The organism is Dysgonomonas sp. Marseille-Q5470 (assembly GCF_951230145.1).
GTDB lineage: Bacteria > Bacteroidota > Bacteroidia > Bacteroidales > Dysgonomonadaceae > Dysgonomonas.
The window spans coordinates 147,858-167,435 of sequence record NZ_CATNVE010000006.1 but is presented as its reverse complement, the minus strand read 5'-3'; the positions used below and the strand labels follow the sequence as shown (position 1 = coordinate 167,435).

Below are 19,578 nucleotides of genomic sequence, written 5' to 3'. Positions count from 1 at the left end.
CCTATTTGTTTATGTAAGTAAGCTTTTAAGTAGGTTTTTTGGGCAGAATAAAAACGTGTATACACTGTTTATAAGACAGATATAAAAAAAAAGACATAGAGTTTTGGTAAGTATTTTAGAAGGCTTTTTTATGATAAATTTCCTATTTTTTTCACCTCATCTTCAAAATTTTCACTCGTGATCGCTTTACTTCTTATTACTTTACTCTTATAATTGTAGATGGTTTGAATAGAGTAACGGAGAAATGTAGCTACTTGATCCATATCATTTATCCCAAGACGGATAAGTGCAAAAATACGTAATTCAGTATTTAGCTGATTTTTTCCCAATCTGTAACGTTCGTCTTCTTTCAACAGATTATTAAACTCTTCTACAAAATTGGGATATATCTTAAAAAAAGCTCTGTCGAAGGTTGTGTATAAATCTTCCACCTCTTTTTCTAAATCGCGCGAAGATGAAGTCTGCTTGAGTAGTTCTTCCACCTGTCCGGCTTTTATCTTTCTATTTACATTTTTTCTAAAATCATCCAACTTATCGATGTAAATAGCACATTGATTCATGAAAATACCGATATACCTCTCTTTTATCAAACTAACTTCGTCTAGCTTCTTATTTACACTCGCTAATTGTTCATTCGCAGCTTTCAGATTTTTCTTTGCTCTTGATACAATCTTAATTTGTCGGTAAATAAAATATAAAACAATACCCAACACAACAACAAAGCAACTTGTGAGAATAGAATAAATTCTGAGATTCTGCTTTTGCTGCTCAATACGATATAAATAAGTATCTTCAATGATAGGATACACACGTGCTATAATTGTATTTCTAAAACGAGAATTAAAAAAATTTGCATCATCCAAAGCAATCCTTATATAATTATATGCCCTATTCATATCTCCTTTGTCATACAAATAAATAGCCAAAGCAAGGAGAGCCTCATTCTCCTTGACTGCTAACTGGGTATCGGTTATAGCTGCCAGAATCATATACTTTTCTTCCATTGCGCTATTTCCCATATATTTATATATTTTAGCCAAACTCATTGCATCCATAGCATATCCATGAGTTGGAGAGTCTTGTTTGTTAAATATATTGAGAAGAATCTCACAGGCTTTTTTATATTGCCCTTCATCTTGAAGTTTGAATGCCATTTCCTTACTATACATATCCGAGCCTTCGCTCAATAGAGATGTAAGTCTCTCGCGATAGTTTTCCTTTTCTTTCAGATAAAAGCTCTCATATTGGGAGTCATCTGTGTATTTAATTAAATTTTCGTAATACCTGATATATGTCCAACAATACGACAACTTAAGATATATAGGTAATTCATCATATTCAATTGCCTTAAGCGTTTCCAAAGCCTGAGTAAATAGTCCTGAGATACACAAGATGAATGATAAATCTAACTTATTCTGATTTAGATATTCTTTATTACCTAATTTTTCGGCTATTATAATATTTTTATTTATATACTTTATAGCAGAGTCACACTGGAAAGATCTGTATTCTGATATGATGCTTTCATTAATATTATATTCATCGCCCAGAGTTTTCGGATTATCTAGTTGAGCTATTAATCTTTTGATTTTAGCTTCCTTTTCGGCTATATATATCGAACGGTTCTGTGTTGTTTTGTCCAGTACTGTTAACAAAGAATCTATTTCATTTTCAGAAAACGCATTCAAAGACAGAACAAAACAAAGCAAAAAAATTAAAGCTCTCATAAAAGCATATAGAGTGGTGAAAATCTTCTACACAAAACTAATAAGATTTTTTCAGAATCCCTATTAGTTAGAAGAAATAGATGTAAGACAAAATTTTAGTTATCTATATATACAAACTTATAATGTATAAAAATATAAATTCTTTTGATTTATATCCCCATTTGAAAGTTCAAATAATACCCATCCAAATATTTTCCATTGGAAATTTGTTTCTTTGGAAAATTATATTTTATTTTGCAATATATTTCTAAAGGATATTATTTCCAATAGATATTTTATTGATATAAATAATATTAAAATATAAAATGAAAAAGGCAAGTATTATTATTAGTGCTATTCTGGTTAGTTTTCTAACGCAAGCGCAGAATCTCCGGCATATTTCGGTAAAAGATGCAGTAGAGATTGCAGTGAAAAATAACAACAATGTTAAAATATCTGAGTTGGATGAAAAAGTAGCGAATGCAAATTATCATCAAACAGATGCCGTTTTTCTTCCACAAGTGACGGTTGGATATACCGCTTTAAGTACAAATAACCCACTAAATGCTTTCGGATTTCTATTGCAGCAAGAATCTGTTACTGCAATGGACTTCGATCCTGCCAAACTGAATAATCCCGGAGCAAGACAAAATTACAGTGCTCAGGTAGAGGCTAAGCTACCATTGTTGAATATGGATATGATCTATGCTCGCAAAGGAGCTAAATCTCAAGAAGAGGTTTACAAATATAAAACGGAACGAGCCAAAGAATACATCGAATTTGAAGTACGAAAGGCATATACTCAATTACAAATGTCGTATCAGGCTCGAAACATCCTTCAAAAATCGTTATCAGATGTGAAACAAATACATCAATCAGTTTCCAATTTCTATAATCAAGGATTAGTTCAGAAATCGGATGTACTGAATGCTCAAGTGCAAGTCAATACAATTGAAACAGCATTGGCAAAAGCCGAAAATAATATACAGAATACCTCAGACGGACTGCGTCTTCTGATGGGATTGGAAACAAGTAACGATGTATATACAACAGATTCGTTGTTGCAAGATGTAAGCCTATATCAAGACAGAGAACTTTCGTCTTATCGTTCCGATATCATGGCACTAAACAAAGCTTTAGATGCAACAAACATGATGGTAAAATCCTCAAAGATGGCATTCCTACCACGTATCAATGCTTTTGGTTCATATAGCCTGAATGATTCGAAGGCTTTCAAATTTGGGAATGATTCTTACCTCGTTGGTATAAATCTAAGCTGGACAATATTTTCAGGCAATCAAAACCGGAGTAAGATGAAATCGGCACAATTCGAACGAGATAAAATGCAAGAAGAGATCAACCTGCATATCAAAAAAGAAGAACTAGAGCTAAATAAAACCAAACGTGATCTGAACGATTCCCAAATCGAGATCAACAAGCAAAAGGCCAGCGTGGAACAAGCAGATGAAGCATTACGTATTCTCTCCAATCGTCACCGAGAAGGTTTAGCGAGTACCACAGATCTATTGATGGCACAAGCTCAATTCTTTCAACAAAAACTTATGCTATCTCAATCTATTATGTCGTATAATATAACGGATGCATACCTCAATTTTTTATCAAAAACTAAGTAACAAATAAAACCTATAAATAGATATGAAAACTTTAAGAAATGCATTTTTAGGAATAGTGGGAATATCAACTCTTTACTCCTGCTCTTCTTCTGATAAGTTAGAGGATAAAGATAAGACTATAGTAAAAGTAGAAGCTTACTCTCCGGGCCAATCTACAAACGAAGGATTTTACCTTAGCGGTGAGGTCACAGCCAAGCAAACAGCTAATATCAGCACCCGAATGATGGGATATATAAACAAGATATATGTAAAACCAGGCGACAAGGTAACATCAGGGCAACTCCTCGTATCTATAAGCAGTGATGATATTCTGGCAAAAAAGGCTCAGGTACAAGCTATGATTACCGAAGCTGAAGCAGCAGCAAAAAATGCCCAACGTGATTATGAGCGTTTCAAAACACTACGCAACCAAAACAGTGTATCAGATAAAGAACTCGAAAATGTAGCTTTGCAGAATACTTCGATGAATGCCAAAGTACAAATGGTTCGCCAACAGATGAACGAAGTAAATGCGATGCTTTCATACACCAATATACGCGCTCCATTTTCGGGAGTCGTAACACAAAAAATGGTGGACGAAGGGAGTATGGCAAATCCGGGAATGCCTATTTTGACGATTGAGCAGAATGGTGAATTGCAGGTTATAGCATCTATCCCCGAAAACTATATACAGTATGTAAAAGTAGGCGATGTAGCCAAGATGGAATTGAAATCATTAGGGATAACGATCGATGGAAAAGTATCCGAACTCAGTCCGTCGGCATTCCGCACAGGAGGACAATACTCTATGAAATTGGCTATTGACAGAAAAGATAAAGAAAATATACGTCCGGGAATGTATGTAAATATATTGATACCGAATAAAACAGGTGAGAATATTACATCTAAAATCATGCTGGACAAAAGCTCTATTGTATACCGTGATCAGCTTACAGGGGTATATGTGGTAGACAACCAAAGTCAAGCTAATCTTCGCTGGATACGTTTAGGTAAGACAATCGACAATCAGGTAGAAGTTCTTTCGGGGTTGAGCCAAAACGACAAAATTGTATCCAAAGCCGAAGGCAAATTATATAACGGAGTAAAAGTATCTGTAAATAAATAAAATTATGGAAAACGGAATTTCAGGAAAAATAGCCGGAGCGTTTATCAAGTCTAAATTGAGTATCCTACTCATGCTAGCTTTTATGCTCTTAGGTCTGTTCAGCATATATTTCATACCCCGCGAAGAAGAACCTCAGATTGAAGTTCCTATGGCGGACATCATGATTGGTTATCCCGGAGCAACACCTCAGGAAGTAGAATCAGGTGTTGTACAACCTATCGAAAAAATCATATCGAATATCAAAGGTGTAGAGCATGTTTATTCTACTTCTATGAATGGCATGGGTATGCTCACCGTACAATTTTATGTCGGCGAAGATGTGGAACGTTCGTTAGTAAAACTTTACAACGAAATGATGAAAAATATGGATCGTATGCCACAAGGTGCTACTATGCCATTGGTAAAATCACGAGCCATAGATGATGTGCCTGCATTAGCTTTCACTTTTTGGAGTGATAAAATAGGTGATTACCAAATACGCCAGGTAGCAGAAGTAGTTAGCAACGAGATAAAGAAAATACCTGATGTAGCACAAGTGAATATTGTAGGTGGACAAAGCCGACAAGTGAAAGTCATGCTCGACAAAGACAAGATGGCTCAAAGCAAGCTCGACTTTGGAGCAATAGCCCAATCACTGCAAGCAAATAATGCACAGATGCAAAGCGGAAATATCGTAACAGGAGATATGGTTTACTCTGTACAAACCGGCAATTTCTTTGCGAATGTGGATGATGTGAAGAATCTGATTGTAGGAACAAATGATAATCAGCCAGTTTACCTGTATCAAATAGCAGAAGTAGAAGATGGACCTGAAGTACCCAAACAATATGTTTCGTTTGGATATGGAGCTGCGTCAGGCGATAAAAAAGCCGGCATGCCCGACGACTATTCGGCTGTAACTATTTCTATTGCTAAGAAAAAAGGTGCTGATGCAATGAAGCTGGCAGAAGTAGTCATTGATAAAGTAGATCACCTGAAAAAAGATGTCATTACAAAGGATCTGAATGTAGAAGTCTCTCGTAATTATGGAGAAACTGCGTCGCATAAAGTATCCGAATTACTGTTCCACTTATCTATTGCAATTATAGTTGTAACCCTGTTTGTAATGATAGCTATGGGATGGCGTGGTGGTTTGGTGGTATTTCTTTCCGTGCCTGTAACATTTGCCCTCACTCTTTTTGCTTATTACTTCTTGGGATATACACTCAATCGTATTACACTGTTTGCTTTGGTGTTTGTTACAGGTATTGTTGTGGATGACTCCATTGTGATTGCGGAGAATATGCACCGTCACTTCAAGATGAAAAAACTACCACCGTTACAAGCTGCGCTATATGCTATTAATGAGGTAGGGAATCCGACTATCTTGGCAACGCTGACTGTTATCGCAGCCGTACTGCCCATGGCATTCGTATCGGGAATGATGGGACCATATATGAGTCCGATGCCTATAGGTGCATCTATAGCCATGATTTTCTCTTTACTGGTAGCTCTGACGTTGACTCCATATTTCGGCTATTTATTCTTAAGACATAAAGAGAAAAAAGGAAAAGGAGAAGGACACGAAAGTGAAGAAAAAGAAACGGATTTACATGAAACAAAAATATACAAATTATATGCTAAAATAGTAACACCGTTTTTGGAAAACAGAAAACGTCGCTGGACATTTATGATTGGCTTAACTGTCGTTTTACTGGGATCGTTTGTGTTGTTTTATACAAAATCTGTTCCGGTAAAAATGTTGCCTTTCGACAATAAGAATGAATTTCAAGTGGTAATAGATATGCCGGAGGGAACGACTTTAGAACGTACTGCCGCCGTAACTAAAGAATTAGCTGTATATATCAGCCGAAATGATAAAGTAACCAATTATCAAACTTATGTGGGAACTTCTGCTCCTATCAGCTTCAATGGATTGGTGCGCCACTATGATATGCGCGTGGGTGACAATGTAGCTGATATACAGGTTAATCTTGTTGACAAAGGAGAACGTAGCGAACAGAGTCATGATATAGCGACATCGGTGCGTGCCGATTTGCAAGCTATCGGCAAAAAATACAATGCCAATGTAAAAATAGTGGAAGTACCTCCCGGTCCTCCTGTAATGTCTACAATTGCAGCCGAAATATATGGTCCAGACTATGATCAACAAATAGCTGTAGCCAAACAAGTGAAAGATATACTAGCTGCGACAGATAATGTTGTTGATGTGGATTGGTCGGTAGAAGATGCTCAGACTGAATATAAGTTTGAGGTGGATAAAGACAAAGCGATGAAGTTGGGAATCCCCAATGCACAAGTTGTTCAGAATATGAGAGCGGCTCTATCGGGTATGCCTGTCGGTATATTGCACCAACCTTCATCAGTCAATCAAGTAGGTATTGTACTTCAACTGTCAGAAAAAGAGAAATCAAGCATAGAAGATGTATTAAGCATGAAAGTTGTGAATCAACAAGGTATGGCAATTCCCGTTAGCGATTTGGTGAAGGTCACTAAAGGAGAAAAAGAAAAGAGCATTCATCGCAAAGATCAAAAACGTGTAGTTTACATATTAACCGAAGTTGCAGGAAGTTTAGAAAGCCCTATATATCCTATTTCGGAAGTGTCGGATAAGTTATCTCAGGTAAAACTCCCTGAAGGATACACTTTATCTGAAGAATATAGTAAGCAACCAAAATATGAAGACAACTTTTCCTTAAAGTGGGATGGAGAATGGCAAATAACATACGAGGTGTTCCGTGATTTAGGATTAGCATTCTTATTTGTATTAATTATTATTTATGTACTCATTGTGGCATGGTTTCAAAACTTTATAACGCCGTTGGTACAGCTGGCTGCTATACCTCTATCATTGATTGGTATTGTTTTCGGCCACTGGATCATGGGAGCTTACTTTAGTGCCCCGTCTATGATTGGATTTATTGCCTTAGCCGGAATTATGGTACGAAACTCGGTACTGCTTATCGACTTTATCGACATACGGCTCAAAGATGGTATTCCATTAAAACAAGCTGTTATTGAAGCCGGAGCTGTACGCACCACGCCTATCATACTGACTGCCGGAGGCGTAGTTTTGGGGGCAATCGTCATTCTATTCGATCCTATTTTTCAAGGTCTGGCAATTTCTTTGATGGGTGGAACAATAACCTCTACTGTGCTGACACTGATTGTTGTGCCGTTATTGTATTTCAAAATGTTGAAAAAGAAAGTAAAATGATTATGAAGCTATTAGTTGTATTAAGTATAAAGGAATATCAGGAGCAGGTGGGAAGCCTGCTCCATGATGCCGGAGTAAAACGGTTTAGTGTAACAAATATCACCGGATACAAAAAGAAGGAAGAAAACTTGGGCTGGTTTGCAGCGAATGGAAATAATGCAAAAACTAATTCGATAATGCTTTTCAGCTTTGTAACAAAAGAAATAGCAGACAAGGCTATCGTAGAAATTGATAGTTGTAATATTGAGACAAAAAATCCTTTTCCTGTACATGCATTTATCCTTGATGTAGAGAATTTTTCTAAACTGATTTGATTATGAAACGTGAATATATTATACGAATAGTAGCGGGTACAATGGTACTAACAGGAATTTCTCTGGCTTATTTTGTTTCTATCGGATGGCTGTTCTTACCTGCATTTGTTGGTGTGAATCTTATACAATCTTCGTTCACTAAATTTTGTCCGTTAGAAATCCTGCTCGATAAACTGAATGTTAAACGGTAAATTGATTAATTAAACTAGAGAGCAAAACCGAACACTTAAATCGTCTTTTGCTCTCTTTTTTAGATATGAAAGCAATATTTTATATAATAATCGTATTGTTTATCCTCATTATACACACCCCCAGGGTCTACTCACAGGAAAATACGATCTTACAGGTAGATAGTATTTCACTTCGGAATAACTATCTGAATGAGATGCAGTCAATAAATGTATTGAAACATAAACCGATTGAAGTTTCAGAAGACCTTGTAAGGTCTGTACTAGACAAGCAGGCTCCTTTTGCGGTGTATAAGGATAATTATATGGTAACCGGAATCCCTTTAAATAAATCGGTAACCCGCAAAACAGCGGATGCATTTTTCCAATTTAGCATTCGTCATAGAGTTACCAGAAGTGTACTCCCTTTCAACTCATTCTTATACATTACTTATTCTCAGAAATCATTTTGGGATATTTACGATGAATCAAGTCCTTTCAGCGATACAAATTATAATCCGGGAATAGGCATAGGTAGGTATGTGATAAAAGACAACAAACTGAAAGGGGCAATGATGATTTCTTTGGAACACGAATCGAATGGTAAAGCAGGAGAAGATTCCCGTAGTTGGAACTATATAAATCTGTCAGCTAAATACTTTTACAATATGCGATTATCGGCTAAAGCTCAAATATATCTACCCTATGTAGATGGTGTTAATAATAAAGATTTGTTGCGCTACAAAGGATATGGAATTTTTTCGGTCAATTATATTGATAAGGAAAATTTATGGTGGTTTAGCCTTAATATAATCCCTCGAGATAAGGTTATAAACCCTAATTTACATACATCTTTATCATTTAGAGTATCTAAAAATTCAAATCAATACTTAACTTTGGATTATTATGCAGGATATGGAGAAGGGTTGCTAAATTACAAGAAATATACAAATCAGGTAAGAATAGGATTTACGATAAAACCGGATTTCTTCAGTGCATATTAACAAAAAATGAATGACTATGAATAATAAATGGGACGAAAGTTATAATATTGAAAAATACCGCTACGGAGAAACCCCGAATCTATTTTTCAAGCAAATCCTCGATACGCTTCCAATAGGAAAAATTCTTCTTCCGGCTGATGGAGAGGGACGAAATGGTGTATATGCAGCGACAAGGGGTTGGAATGTAGATGCTTTCGACCAAAGCCAGCAAGCTAAAGGAAAAGCCTTGCGTTTGGCTCAAAAGAATAGCGTGGATATTTCATTCAAAGTGATTGATTTCGAAGACATCTCTGAAAATTATATTGTAGACTCTTATGATGTAATCGCTCTTACCTATGTTCACCTACCGGAACAGTTAAAAGCAAGATATCACAGATCATTATTACCTTTTTTGAAAATTGGAGGGTATATTATTATCGAAGGATTTAGCAAAGAGCATGTAAAATACCAGCAACAAAATCCATTGGTGGGAGGTCCTCCTCAACTGGAAATGATGTATTCGAAGGAAGAGATTTTATCTATTTTTGAATCTTTAAAAATCGATTTATTGGAAGAGATCACTGTAGAATTGGCAGAAGGTATAGGGCATAATGGAAAAGCCTCTGTAATACGCTTTATCGGGCAAAAGATATAAAAGAAAGAAGCAACAGTTGTTATTTACCGTTGCCTCTGTTTACTTTATAGATCAATATATATTTTCAAATTTTTCCTGAAGTTCTTTTTCTGTGATTTCTTCTGTGTGATCGATAACAATAGCTTTATTCGCAATATCCACATTCACACCATATACTCCGGGAACAATACCGATTTCTTTGCCTATAGACCGCACACAGCTACTACACTGTATATTTTCTACATTTATAATTGTCTTCATAGGCTACGATTATAAATTGACTACAGGTTTTAGCGTTTCGGGAATGTCGAACTCAGCACATTTTATCGATTCAAGCTTTTTCTTGCCCAAATCAGTCAAAGCAAAATACATCTGACGCTTGTCTTCCTTACCTACAATACGGCGGATAAGACCTTTCTTTTCGACCGACTTTATCACTTTTGATGTATTCGAATTACTCAGCCCCAATACGCTCGCCAACTCATTTGATGAATATTTTTGAGTATTTAGCGAACATAGCAGCATTCCTTCATTCAGTCCAAGATCATATAATTGTTGAAAATTTAGTTCAAAGTCATAAATCGCCCGATACACATCTCTGATCTGACATAATGTTTTTACTTGCGAATTATTTATATTGTCTGCCATTTTAGTCTAAGTTTATATTTACTGTTATTCTTTTAATAAAAGATTATCAATAGCTTCCTTTAATTGCTGCTTGGGTAATGCTCCTGCAGCCATCTGAGGTTGTGCATTCATCGGAACAAAGAGTAAAGATGGTATACTTCTTATTCCGAAGAGAGCTGCAAGTTCAGGCTCTGTTTCCGTATTTATCTCATAAATATATATACGATCTCCGTATTCTGCAGCCAATTCTTCCAACACCGGAGCTATAGCCTTACAAGGGCCACACCAGTCAGCATAGAAATCGATCAATGCCGGCTTATCCCCCAAATATTTCCACTCAGTAGGATTTGTTTCAAAATTAGCAACTTTTGATAAGAATTCAGCTTTTGTTAAATGTATTGTTGTCATTTTATTTTCTTTTTTAATTGTTTCTTCTATTTGATTTTTTGTTTCTGCCTTGTTATTACAAGAAATAAGCAATAATGCCACGAATGAAAATAGTATTGTATATTTCATTTTTAATCCGGTTTATATTTTTTTATCTGATCTCCATAAATATTTTCTTTGTACTTAGTATCTGTATAGCATTCTCCGGAACCACAACAGGAAATATTCATAATTGCCTGAAAAAGTAGCCATCCTCCAAAAACCAGAAATATATAATTTTGCGAAATCATTGAATAGATAGCCATAAGTATTCCCAATATCAAACGAACGATCCGTGCAAAACCCCAATTCTTCAATATGTGATTCATTTTGTTATTTATTTAAAATTAAACCAACTTCCACCATTATATACTTCCTGAAAACCTTTATTTCTTAGAAGTGTTACTGCACTGCGGCTACGCATGCCACTCGCACATACAGCAATAATCGGTTTATCTTTTTTCAGTTTAGATAAATTACTGCTTAAACTATCTAACGAAATATTGATTGAATTGATTGCCGCCCCTTGTTTATACTCTTCTTTTGTACGAACATCTAAAAGGATAGCACCATCCTCTAAGAGTGCCTTAAAGTCAGCCTTATCCTCTAGTCCGAAAAATCTGCTAAGAAATCCTGCCATATTATTTATTTTACTACTGTTTCTTTACTTTATTCTTTTTAAATATTCCACCGAATAAACCACCCAATAATACTCCGTATAGAGTACTGATAGTAGGTGATGAAGTTATGGGACAAGTACCGGTACTACAGCCAATATACCTCCAATACATATATCCGCCTATTGCTCCGATGAGAGCACCTAAAAGGTATGTCCAATTGTTTTTTATAATTTGCATATCTAGTTATTCTTATATTATGATGCTACAAAGATAATAAATAATTTCCATTAGAAAATAATTCTGAAAGAAATAATTTATATAGATTTAATAAATAACATTAAATAACAAATAAATAAAGATTAGTTCATAATGAGTCGCAAGAATACCCTTTATTGTCAATATTTATATGTAAATTTGTTTTATCTCTGTTAGGGGTGTTCTTTTTATAAGAGCTGAGATTAAACCCTTGAACCTGATATGCTGTAATTGGCGTCGTAGGGAAACGGAATGAATAAAAGATATTAATAATACTATATATAGAGTATTAATCAAGCCGTTTCATAGATATGAAGCGGCTTTTTTTATTGTAAAAAAACAAAATATCTATACATAAAATAAATAATTATGATAAATATCGAATCTCTTATACGAGATCTGGATCTGATCCGAAAACAATCACCGCTTATACATAATATAACTAATTATGTAGTAATGAACAATACAGCCAATGCCTTACTGGCTATAGGTGCATCTCCTGTAATGGCACATTCTGTGGACGAAGTAGCAAAGATGACAAATATAGCATCATCACTGGTTATCAATATCGGTACATTAGAGGCTCTGTGGGTAGAGGCTATGCTTATAGCCGGGAAGACAGCGTTAAATAAATCTACTCCGATTGTCTTTGATCCGGTTGGAGCCGGAGCCACGTCATACCGCTCGAAAGTATCTAAACAATTGATAGAAGAATGTAAACCGTCGATTATACGGGGTAATGCTTCGGAAATAATAGCCTTGTCAGATACTCAGGCCCAGACCAAAGGCGTAGATAGTACAAATGCTTCTGACTCTGCATTAGATTCGGCAAAAACATTGGCTTGTAATACAAAAGCAATAGTTGTAATCAGCGGCGAAACTGATTATATAACCGATGGCATAACTGTTGAAACTGTAAAAAACGGTAATCCAATGATGGCGAAAGTCACGGGGATGGGATGCACAGCTACAGCTATAGTTGCAGCTTTTGCTGCAGTAAATAAAAATCTGCTCGAAGCTGCTACACATGGGATGTCGGTGATGGGAATATGTGGAGAAGTTGCCGCTGCACACTCGCAAGGGAATGGAAGCTTACAAGTAAACTTTCTCGATACATTATTCAATATCAATGAAGAAGTGATAAGAAAAAACATCAGGCTATGAAAGACTTTGATCTAACCTTATATTTGGTTACCGACCGTTCATTATCCCTCGACAGACCATTAGAACTTGTTGTGGAAGAAGCTGTAAAAGGTGGTGTAACGATGGTGCAATTGAGAGAAAAAACATGTTCTTCAAAAGAATTTTATGACCAAGCCTTGAGATTAAAGAAATGTCTGAAACCGTATAATGTACCTCTAATAATCAACGACAGATTGGATATTGCACTAGCTTGTGATGCTGAAGGACTGCATATCGGTCAAGAAGATATTCCATATCATATAGCACGTAAAATATTAGGCAAAAATAAAATTATTGGTCTATCGGTAGAGAATATACAAGATGCTATTGAAGCCAACAAGTTGGACATAGATTACATTGGTATATCCCCTGTTTTCGGAACTTTAACCAAGACCGATACCGCACAAGCTTTAGGCTTAAGTGGAGTACGTGATATAACTCAAATATCGAAACATCCGAGTGTGGGTATAGGAGGAATTAATAAATCAAATACACAAGATATTATTCGTGCCGGAGCAGATGGGATTTCCGTCGTATCAGCTATTATGTCTGCTAACAATCCTCGACTAGCAGCATCGGAATTATTAGAAATTATAATTAAATCAAAAAATAAAGAATCAAATGAAGTGGAGTGAAGAAACATGGGTTTCCGCAAAACCTGTTTATGATAAGATACTGGAGTTACCATTTATAAAAGAATTAATAAACGGAAAGTTAACAAAAGAACGATTTATATTCTACATCAGACAAGATGCCTTATACCTCGCTGAATACGGAAAGATATTGATAGGTATAGCCTCAAAGCTGGACAAAACAGAACATACTACTGCGTTTGTCAACTTTGCCAGCGACAGTATAAATGTAGAAAATGCATTGCATGAATCTTTTCTGCAAGATATAAAAGATGAAAAGAGTGAAGCATCTCCTACCTGTTTGTTATATACATCATTCTTACATAAACAATTAGCCCATGCTCCTATAGAAGTAGCATTAGCGGCTGTTTTACCTTGTTTTTGGATTTATAAGAAAGTGGGAGATTACATATTAAAAAATCAAACTGAAGGATATAATCCATATCAGAGTTGGATAAATACTTACGGCGGAGATGGTTTCGAAGAATCTGTATCGAGAGCTATTGCTATTTGCGATGAGGCTGCAGCACAATGTACCGAATCACAAAAACAAGCTATGACCGATGCATTTGTGATGTGTTCCAAACTAGAATGGATGTTTTGGGATAGTGCATATAAACAAGAAAAGTGGATAATTTAAACAGCAAAGGAAAATGAAAAAACAATATAAGCGAGTGCTATCCATAGCAGGCAGCGACCCTAGTGGAGGAGCCGGCATTCAGGCAGACCTTAAAACGTTTTCTGCTTGCGGATGTTATGGAGCAACAGCAATAGTGGCGGTAGTAGACGAAAATACGATTGGTGTAACAGGTGTGCATCCTATTCCGGTTCCATTTGTAGCAGGACAAATCAAATCTGTACTAGACGACATTGGTGCGGATGCTATCAAAGTAGGGATGCTACATTCCTCTGAACTTATACGTACTGTAAAAGAAACATTATCGCATTACAATATAAAAAACATTGTATTAGACCCTGTTATGGTAGCTACATCAGGCGATAAATTGCTGCAAGATGAAGCCATCGAAACATTAAAGAATGAGCTTATTCCTTTTGTGCGGGTAATAACACCCAATATACCCGAAGCGGAGATATTATTAGGAAAAAAAATACAAACACAAGAGGATTTACCTTTAGTTATCAAAGATTTATCTTTTGACAGATCTGTTTCTGTACTTCTAAAAGCCGGACATTTGACAAATGATGAGTTAGTAGACGTTTTTTATAACGCTGAAACAGATGAAATTATACATCTGAGTTCTAAGCGAATTAAAACACAAAACACACATGGTACAGGCTGTACTTTCTCGTCTGCCATAGCGGCTTATCTAGCTCATGGTATCTCGCTCAACGATGCTATAATAAAAGCGAAGGAATATATAAATAAAGCTATACTAGCCGGCGAAGAATACAAAATAGGGAAAGGACATGGCCCGGTACATCATTTTTTCAATTTTTGGCAATGACTTAGGGTTCTAAAACTCAAAAATTAAAAAATTACTGAATTAAATTGATATCGGCATAAAAGAATTGTTCGTAGATATACGAATTAAAATATTATTCGTATATTTGCGAACATAAAAAATATTAATTCAATGCCAAAAAAAGAATTAACAGCCGATCAGGAACAACTTGCACGCTTTGCGAAAGCATTGGGACACCCTATTCGCATTGCTATCCTTGAAATGCTTGCCAATCAATCATGCTGCTATCATGGCGATATGTCCGAGGTATTACCAATTGCCAAAAGTACGCTATCACAGCATTTAAACGAACTAAAAGATGCAGGGTTAATTCAAGGAACAATCACATTACCTACTGTAAAATATTGCATCAACAAGGAGAATTGGAACAAAGCGAAAGGTTTATTTTCAACATTTTTCATAGAGATTCGCAATGAAGATAATTGTAATGCGAAGTAAAAAACTCACCTGCAATATTCGTATTTTCACGAACAACAAACGGATTAACTTCTAATAAATATAAAATATGAAAATACTCATACTTTGCACTGGCAACAGTTGTCGCAGTCAAATGGCACATGGCTTTTTACAATCATTCGATCCGTCTCTTGCTGTCTACTCGGCAGGGACAAAAGCTAGCGGAAAAGTAAACCTAAAGGCTATAGAAGTCATGTATGACGCAGGAATAGATATTTCGCACCATACATCCGATAGTGTAGACAAATACATGAATGATGAGTGGGATTATGTGATTACTGTTTGCGGAGGTGCAAAAGAAAGCTGCCCAACATTCTTAGGAAAAGTAAAGAACCGCTTACATATTGGTTTTGATGATCCCTCCGAAGCTACAGGAACACCTGAATTTATTCAATCCGAGTATATCAGGGTACGGGATGAAATCAAAAAAATATTTTACGAATTATATATTGATAAAATAAAAGGTCATGAGTAAAAGGAAGATGAATTTCTTAGATAAAAACTTAACGCTTTGGATTTTCCTTGCGATATCTATCGGTATAGGATTGGGGTATTTTATACCCACCTTCAGCAGCTACATAGATTCTATGTCGAACGGTACAACAAACATTCCTTTGGCAATCGGTCTTATTCTGATGATGTACCCGCCACTGGCAAAAGTAGATTATAAACAACTACCGAAAGTATTTTCCAATATTAAAATATTATCTATTTCCTTAATTCTTAATTGGATTATCGGGCCTGTCTTAATGTTCTTACTGGCCATTCTTTTTTTACACGATTATCCCGAATACATGGTTGGGGTTATTCTGATAGGTCTTGCACGGTGTATAGCGATGGTGCTTGTATGGAATGACTTGGCAGAAGGCAATACCGAATATGGTGCAGGATTGGTTGCATTAAACAGTATCTTTCAGGTATTCTTTTATAGTTTTTATGCTTGGTTATTTGTAACAAAGCTACCTCCGTTATTTGGCTTCGAAGGAGTAATTGTTGATATATCCATAGAAACCATTGCTGAAACAGTCGCTATTTATTTAGGTATTCCTTTTCTGATAGGCATTCTAAGCCGTTTGATATTAGTTAAAATCAAAGGAGAACAATGGTATAAAGAAAAGTTTATCCCGACAATCTCTCCCATTACTTTGATCGCCTTACTATTTACCATTGTATTAATGTTTAGTCTCAAAGGGGAACTGATCGTACAAATACCATTGGATATGATACGTATAGCCATACCGTTATTGATTTATTTCGTAGTCATGTTCTTCCTCAGCTTCTTTGCAGGAAAATTAATGGGAGCATCTTACGATAAAAATGCTTCGATAGCATTTACTGCTACGGGCAATAATTTTGAATTGGCTATTGCAGTTGCTATTGGAGTCTTCGGCTTACATAGCGGGCAAGCCTTTGCTGGAGTAGTCGGGCCATTGGTTGAAGTACCTGTACTCATACTTTTAGTGAACATTGCTTTTTGGTTAAAGAAGAAATACTATAAATAAAATAACTACAATACTTTCATTATGAACACGAACGAAGATAAGAAAGCTTTAGTAAAACAAAGGTATAGCGAACTAGCATTGAATAGTAATGCTCTAAAATCAAGTTGCTGCTGTGGAACGAACCCTGCAACTCCTTCAAAAAAAGTCTTTACAATCATGAGCGAAGACTACAGCGGACTTAAAGGATATGAAGCCGATGCGGATTTGGGTGTAGGCTGTGGATTACCTACTGAGTATGCAGGTATTAAAGAGGGTAATACCGTTTTAGATTTGGGCTCAGGTGCGGGCAACGACTGTTTTATAGCCCGAGCAGAAGTCGGAGAAACAGGGAGAGTAATCGGCATTGACTTTTCTCCACAAATGATAGAGAAAGCGCGAAAGAATGCAACGAAAAGAGGATATACCAATGTTGAATTTATTGAGGGAGATATAGAACATATGCCTTTGCCCGATAATTCCATAGATGTGGTAGTCAGTAATTGTGTTTTGAATTTGTTACCTGAAAAGGATAAGATATTTAAAGAAATATATCGGGTATTGAAACATGGAGGCCATTTCTGTATTTCCGATGTGGTGCTAAATGGTTTATTTCCAAAAGAGTTTACGGATAATGCTTCTATGTATGCAGGCTGTATAGCCAGTGCCATACAAAAAGACGATTATTTAGGTGAGATTGAAAAAGCTAATTTTACTAATATTAAAATAGAACGTACAAAAACGGTAATCATTCCTGATGATGTCTTACAGGAACATCTCGATGAATCGACAATTGATAAATATAAAAAAGGAAATGTCGGTATTTATTCGATTACTGTAACAGGAGTAAAATAATAAAATTTATGAATAGCTTAAGCCATCATAAGGTGGCCTAAGCTATCAAATTTATATTTTTCTATAACGTTATTTATTACTCAAACAGAAACGGTTTCGTATCGATAAGTTTATGACGGTCTTCTTCAAAGAAGAATTTGTCTTCACCGAATGCCGGTTTAAGCTGATTAAACCAAGTTGCTTTAGAATCATATTCAGCAAAAAACGGAATATGTACCCATTTAGGATTACGTCCCTGAATAAAACGAAGAACAAACAGCTTTTCTCCTTTAATTTCCTGTACACCTAATACCTGTATCTTCCCGGCATGATCACTCATACTCGGTCCTCTTACCGTCCGGCACAGACCACTCACTTGCTGATATGCTCGGCGAAAGATATTCCAACATCTTTCGAGTGGAAGTTCAAAGTATTGCTTTGATCCTGTATCTCGTGCTATAAACATATAATAAGGGATACAGCCCAAATCAACTTGATTACGCCACATCCGCGCCCATATTTCAGGCTTATCATTGATATGCTTTAGTAGAGGTGATTGCGTCCGTATCTGTGCACCGGTATTCTTTATTCGTAAAATCGCTTGTTTAACAGCATCAGTAGAAAGCTCTCTTGGATGGTTAAAGTGTGCCTGAATAGATAAGTTCTTCCCAGATTTGTTAATTTCTTCAAATAAACGGATAACATCATCACTATCAAAATCAGTAAGGTATCTATATGGCCAGTAGGCTAATGACTTTGTTCCAATACGGATAGAACGGATATGATCAAAATCGGATGTCAATAATGGTTTGATGTAACTACCGAGAATAGCAGCATTCATTACCATTGGATCTCCACCCGTAAACAAAACATCTGTAACCTCTTTATGAACTCGCAAATACTTAAGTAACAGATCAACTTCTTTCATTGCAAATTTCAATTCGCTCATACCTGAGAATTGAGGCCACCTAAAACAAAATGTACAATAAGCATGGCAGGTTTGTCCCTGGCTGGGAAAGAACAATACAGTTTCGGGGTATTTGTGTTGAATACCTTTGAGCTTTACTTCTCCTAAAGATGGTACATTGTGCTCCTGCCCCGCAGGATTTGGGTTCAAAGAAAGGCGGATTTTGTGTATTTTATCTTCAATAATAGATTTTTCGACATTGTCATCTAGTAGCTGTTCAACTATAGCATAATGCTTTTTATCAAGCATTCCTTTTCTTGGAAAATTTAATGTAAATATCGGATCAGTGTCGATATTATCCCAATCTATCAATTCATCTATTACATAATTATTTGTTTTGAATGGTAGCACTCTTCCTACAACTTCAATATCCTTCACAAACTCCTTTGGAATATTGGCTATTTGAGGTATAGATTGATAATTGTGTAATGTGAACGTTTTTAGTTGATTTCGGGATTTATTCATATTATAGTTAAGTTTTTTAAGCTACACTTATTGATAATCTAAGCGTAGGCCATTTAATATATATTGCAGAGACATAAATGTCGCTAGCTGAATAATAACAATCAGTTAAGAGGCAAAGAGACAAGCTTAAATAATAATTAAGCTAAACTAGACAAGACTCAAAAATTTGTCTTATCTGTTTGTAAAATATGCCACAACGATATTTGTATAATCATATCCGGAGCAAACACAGGTACAGCTAAAAGGATGCTATTGCGTTTGTATAAATGATTCCGGTTCGTAAATATATAAAAAATAATCGGGATACTGATCTTAAAAAAGCAGAAAATGGGTAAAAGGCTAACTCCATATATGAATAGAAACAATTGATTTTCTAAATAAAAAACACCTCC

At 35.8% G+C, this 19,578-nt stretch carries 23 protein-coding genes; 15 read left to right on the top strand and 8 right to left on the bottom strand.

What is annotated here, in order from left to right; translation table 11 throughout:
• Positions 1 to 128: 128 nt before the first annotated feature.
• Entirely contained in the window at positions 129 to 1,727 is a 1,599-nt protein-coding gene (gene susR / locus QOX35_RS11675) for a SusR family glycan utilization regulator (protein ID WP_283687048.1), read from the bottom strand.
• A 305-nt stretch (positions 1,728 to 2,032) separates the two neighbouring features.
• On the opposite strand from susR, the gene QOX35_RS11670 reads away from it, so the two are divergent.
• From QOX35_RS11670 to QOX35_RS11640, 7 genes are all read left to right on the top strand, one after another.
• Complete coding sequence (locus tag QOX35_RS11670) at positions 2,033 to 3,340, top strand: TolC family protein (RefSeq protein WP_283687047.1); 1,308 nt, start codon at positions 2,033 to 2,035, stop codon at positions 3,338 to 3,340.
• Between the two features lie 22 nt (positions 3,341 to 3,362).
• On the top strand, positions 3,363 to 4,445 hold the full coding sequence (locus QOX35_RS11665; RefSeq protein ID WP_283687046.1) for an efflux RND transporter periplasmic adaptor subunit: 1,083 nt from the start codon (positions 3,363 to 3,365) through the stop codon (positions 4,443 to 4,445).
• 4 nt (positions 4,446 to 4,449) lie between these two features.
• A complete protein-coding gene (locus tag QOX35_RS11660; RefSeq protein ID WP_283687045.1) occupies positions 4,450 to 7,662 on the top strand; it encodes an efflux RND transporter permease subunit in 3,213 nt (1,070 codons plus the stop codon).
• Positions 7,663 to 7,664: 2 nt separating this feature from the next.
• A complete protein-coding gene (locus QOX35_RS11655; RefSeq protein ID WP_283687044.1) occupies positions 7,665 to 7,976 on the top strand; it encodes a hypothetical protein in 312 nt (103 codons plus the stop codon).
• 2 nt (positions 7,977 to 7,978) lie between these two features.
• On the top strand, positions 7,979 to 8,167 hold the full coding sequence (locus QOX35_RS11650; protein WP_283687043.1) for a YgaP family membrane protein: 189 nt from the start codon (positions 7,979 to 7,981) through the stop codon (positions 8,165 to 8,167).
• Between the two features lie 65 nt (positions 8,168 to 8,232).
• Positions 8,233 to 9,147 (top strand): phospholipase A, encoded by a 915-nt coding sequence (locus QOX35_RS11645; RefSeq protein WP_283687042.1) that lies wholly within the window; start codon positions 8,233 to 8,235, stop codon positions 9,145 to 9,147.
• Positions 9,148 to 9,163: 16 nt separating this feature from the next.
• Positions 9,164 to 9,781 carry a class I SAM-dependent methyltransferase gene (locus QOX35_RS11640; protein ID WP_283687041.1) on the top strand — a complete coding sequence of 206 codons (618 nt, stop codon included), beginning with the start codon at positions 9,164 to 9,166 and terminating at the stop codon, positions 9,779 to 9,781.
• Between the two features lie 51 nt (positions 9,782 to 9,832).
• On the opposite strand, the gene QOX35_RS11635 is transcribed toward QOX35_RS11640, so the two are convergent.
• From QOX35_RS11635 to QOX35_RS11610, 6 genes are read right to left on the bottom strand one after another with little or no spacing between them, the layout of a single operon-like run.
• On the bottom strand, positions 9,833 to 10,021 hold the full coding sequence (locus QOX35_RS11635; RefSeq protein WP_283687040.1) for a heavy-metal-associated domain-containing protein: 189 nt from the start codon (positions 10,019 to 10,021) through the stop codon (positions 9,833 to 9,835).
• A 9-nt stretch (positions 10,022 to 10,030) separates the two neighbouring features.
• A complete protein-coding gene (locus QOX35_RS11630; protein ID WP_135104302.1) occupies positions 10,031 to 10,408 on the bottom strand; it encodes a MarR family transcriptional regulator in 378 nt (125 codons plus the stop codon).
• 24 nt (positions 10,409 to 10,432) lie between these two features.
• The gene (gene trxA, locus QOX35_RS11625; RefSeq protein ID WP_283687039.1) at positions 10,433 to 10,903 is read right to left on the bottom strand and encodes a thioredoxin; all 471 of its coding nucleotides are present in this window, start codon (positions 10,901 to 10,903) and stop codon (positions 10,433 to 10,435) included.
• Between the two features lie 2 nt (positions 10,904 to 10,905).
• Complete coding sequence (locus QOX35_RS11620; protein WP_283687038.1) at positions 10,906 to 11,142, bottom strand: hypothetical protein; 237 nt, start codon at positions 11,140 to 11,142, stop codon at positions 10,906 to 10,908.
• A gap of 8 nt (positions 11,143 to 11,150) precedes the next feature.
• Entirely contained in the window at positions 11,151 to 11,453 is a 303-nt protein-coding gene (locus tag QOX35_RS11615; RefSeq protein WP_283687037.1) for a rhodanese-like domain-containing protein, read from the bottom strand.
• A 13-nt stretch (positions 11,454 to 11,466) separates the two neighbouring features.
• Entirely contained in the window at positions 11,467 to 11,670 is a 204-nt protein-coding gene (locus QOX35_RS11610; protein WP_135104298.1) for a DUF6132 family protein, read from the bottom strand.
• 387 nt (positions 11,671 to 12,057) lie between these two features.
• Here QOX35_RS11610 and thiM point away from each other — a divergent pair, with 387 nt between their 5' ends.
• The 8 genes from thiM (at position 12,058) to arsM (ending at position 17,775) form a co-directional block, all read left to right on the top strand.
• The gene (gene thiM / locus QOX35_RS11605; protein WP_283687036.1) at positions 12,058 to 12,852 is read left to right on the top strand and encodes a hydroxyethylthiazole kinase; all 795 of its coding nucleotides are present in this window, start codon (positions 12,058 to 12,060) and stop codon (positions 12,850 to 12,852) included.
• Positions 12,849 to 13,505 (top strand): thiamine phosphate synthase, encoded by a 657-nt coding sequence (thiE, locus tag QOX35_RS11600; RefSeq protein WP_283687035.1) that lies wholly within the window; start codon positions 12,849 to 12,851, stop codon positions 13,503 to 13,505. The genes thiM and thiE overlap by 4 nt, the downstream gene beginning before the upstream one ends.
• Positions 13,492 to 14,142 (top strand): TenA family protein, encoded by a 651-nt coding sequence (locus QOX35_RS11595; protein ID WP_283687034.1) that lies wholly within the window; start codon positions 13,492 to 13,494, stop codon positions 14,140 to 14,142. The genes thiE and QOX35_RS11595 overlap by 14 nt, the downstream gene beginning before the upstream one ends.
• Before the next feature lie 13 nt (positions 14,143 to 14,155).
• Positions 14,156 to 14,968 (top strand): bifunctional hydroxymethylpyrimidine kinase/phosphomethylpyrimidine kinase, encoded by an 813-nt coding sequence (thiD, locus tag QOX35_RS11590; protein WP_283687033.1) that lies wholly within the window; start codon positions 14,156 to 14,158, stop codon positions 14,966 to 14,968.
• Between the two features lie 129 nt (positions 14,969 to 15,097).
• Complete coding sequence (locus tag QOX35_RS11585; protein ID WP_283687032.1) at positions 15,098 to 15,424, top strand: ArsR/SmtB family transcription factor; 327 nt, start codon at positions 15,098 to 15,100, stop codon at positions 15,422 to 15,424.
• A 67-nt stretch (positions 15,425 to 15,491) separates the two neighbouring features.
• Complete coding sequence (locus tag QOX35_RS11580; protein ID WP_283687031.1) at positions 15,492 to 15,917, top strand: arsenate reductase ArsC; 426 nt, start codon at positions 15,492 to 15,494, stop codon at positions 15,915 to 15,917.
• A complete protein-coding gene (gene arsB, locus QOX35_RS11575; RefSeq protein WP_283687030.1) occupies positions 15,910 to 16,944 on the top strand; it encodes an ACR3 family arsenite efflux transporter in 1,035 nt (344 codons plus the stop codon). The genes QOX35_RS11580 and arsB overlap by 8 nt, the downstream gene beginning before the upstream one ends.
• Before the next feature lie 21 nt (positions 16,945 to 16,965).
• Positions 16,966 to 17,775, top strand: a complete 810-nt coding sequence (gene arsM, locus QOX35_RS11570) for an arsenite methyltransferase (protein ID WP_283687028.1) — start codon at positions 16,966 to 16,968, stop codon at positions 17,773 to 17,775.
• A 76-nt stretch (positions 17,776 to 17,851) separates the two neighbouring features.
• On the opposite strand, the gene QOX35_RS11565 is transcribed toward arsM, so the two are convergent.
• Complete coding sequence (locus QOX35_RS11565) at positions 17,852 to 19,186, bottom strand: KamA family radical SAM protein (RefSeq protein WP_283687027.1); 1,335 nt, start codon at positions 19,184 to 19,186, stop codon at positions 17,852 to 17,854.
• Between the last annotated feature and the right edge of the window lie 392 nt (positions 19,187 to 19,578).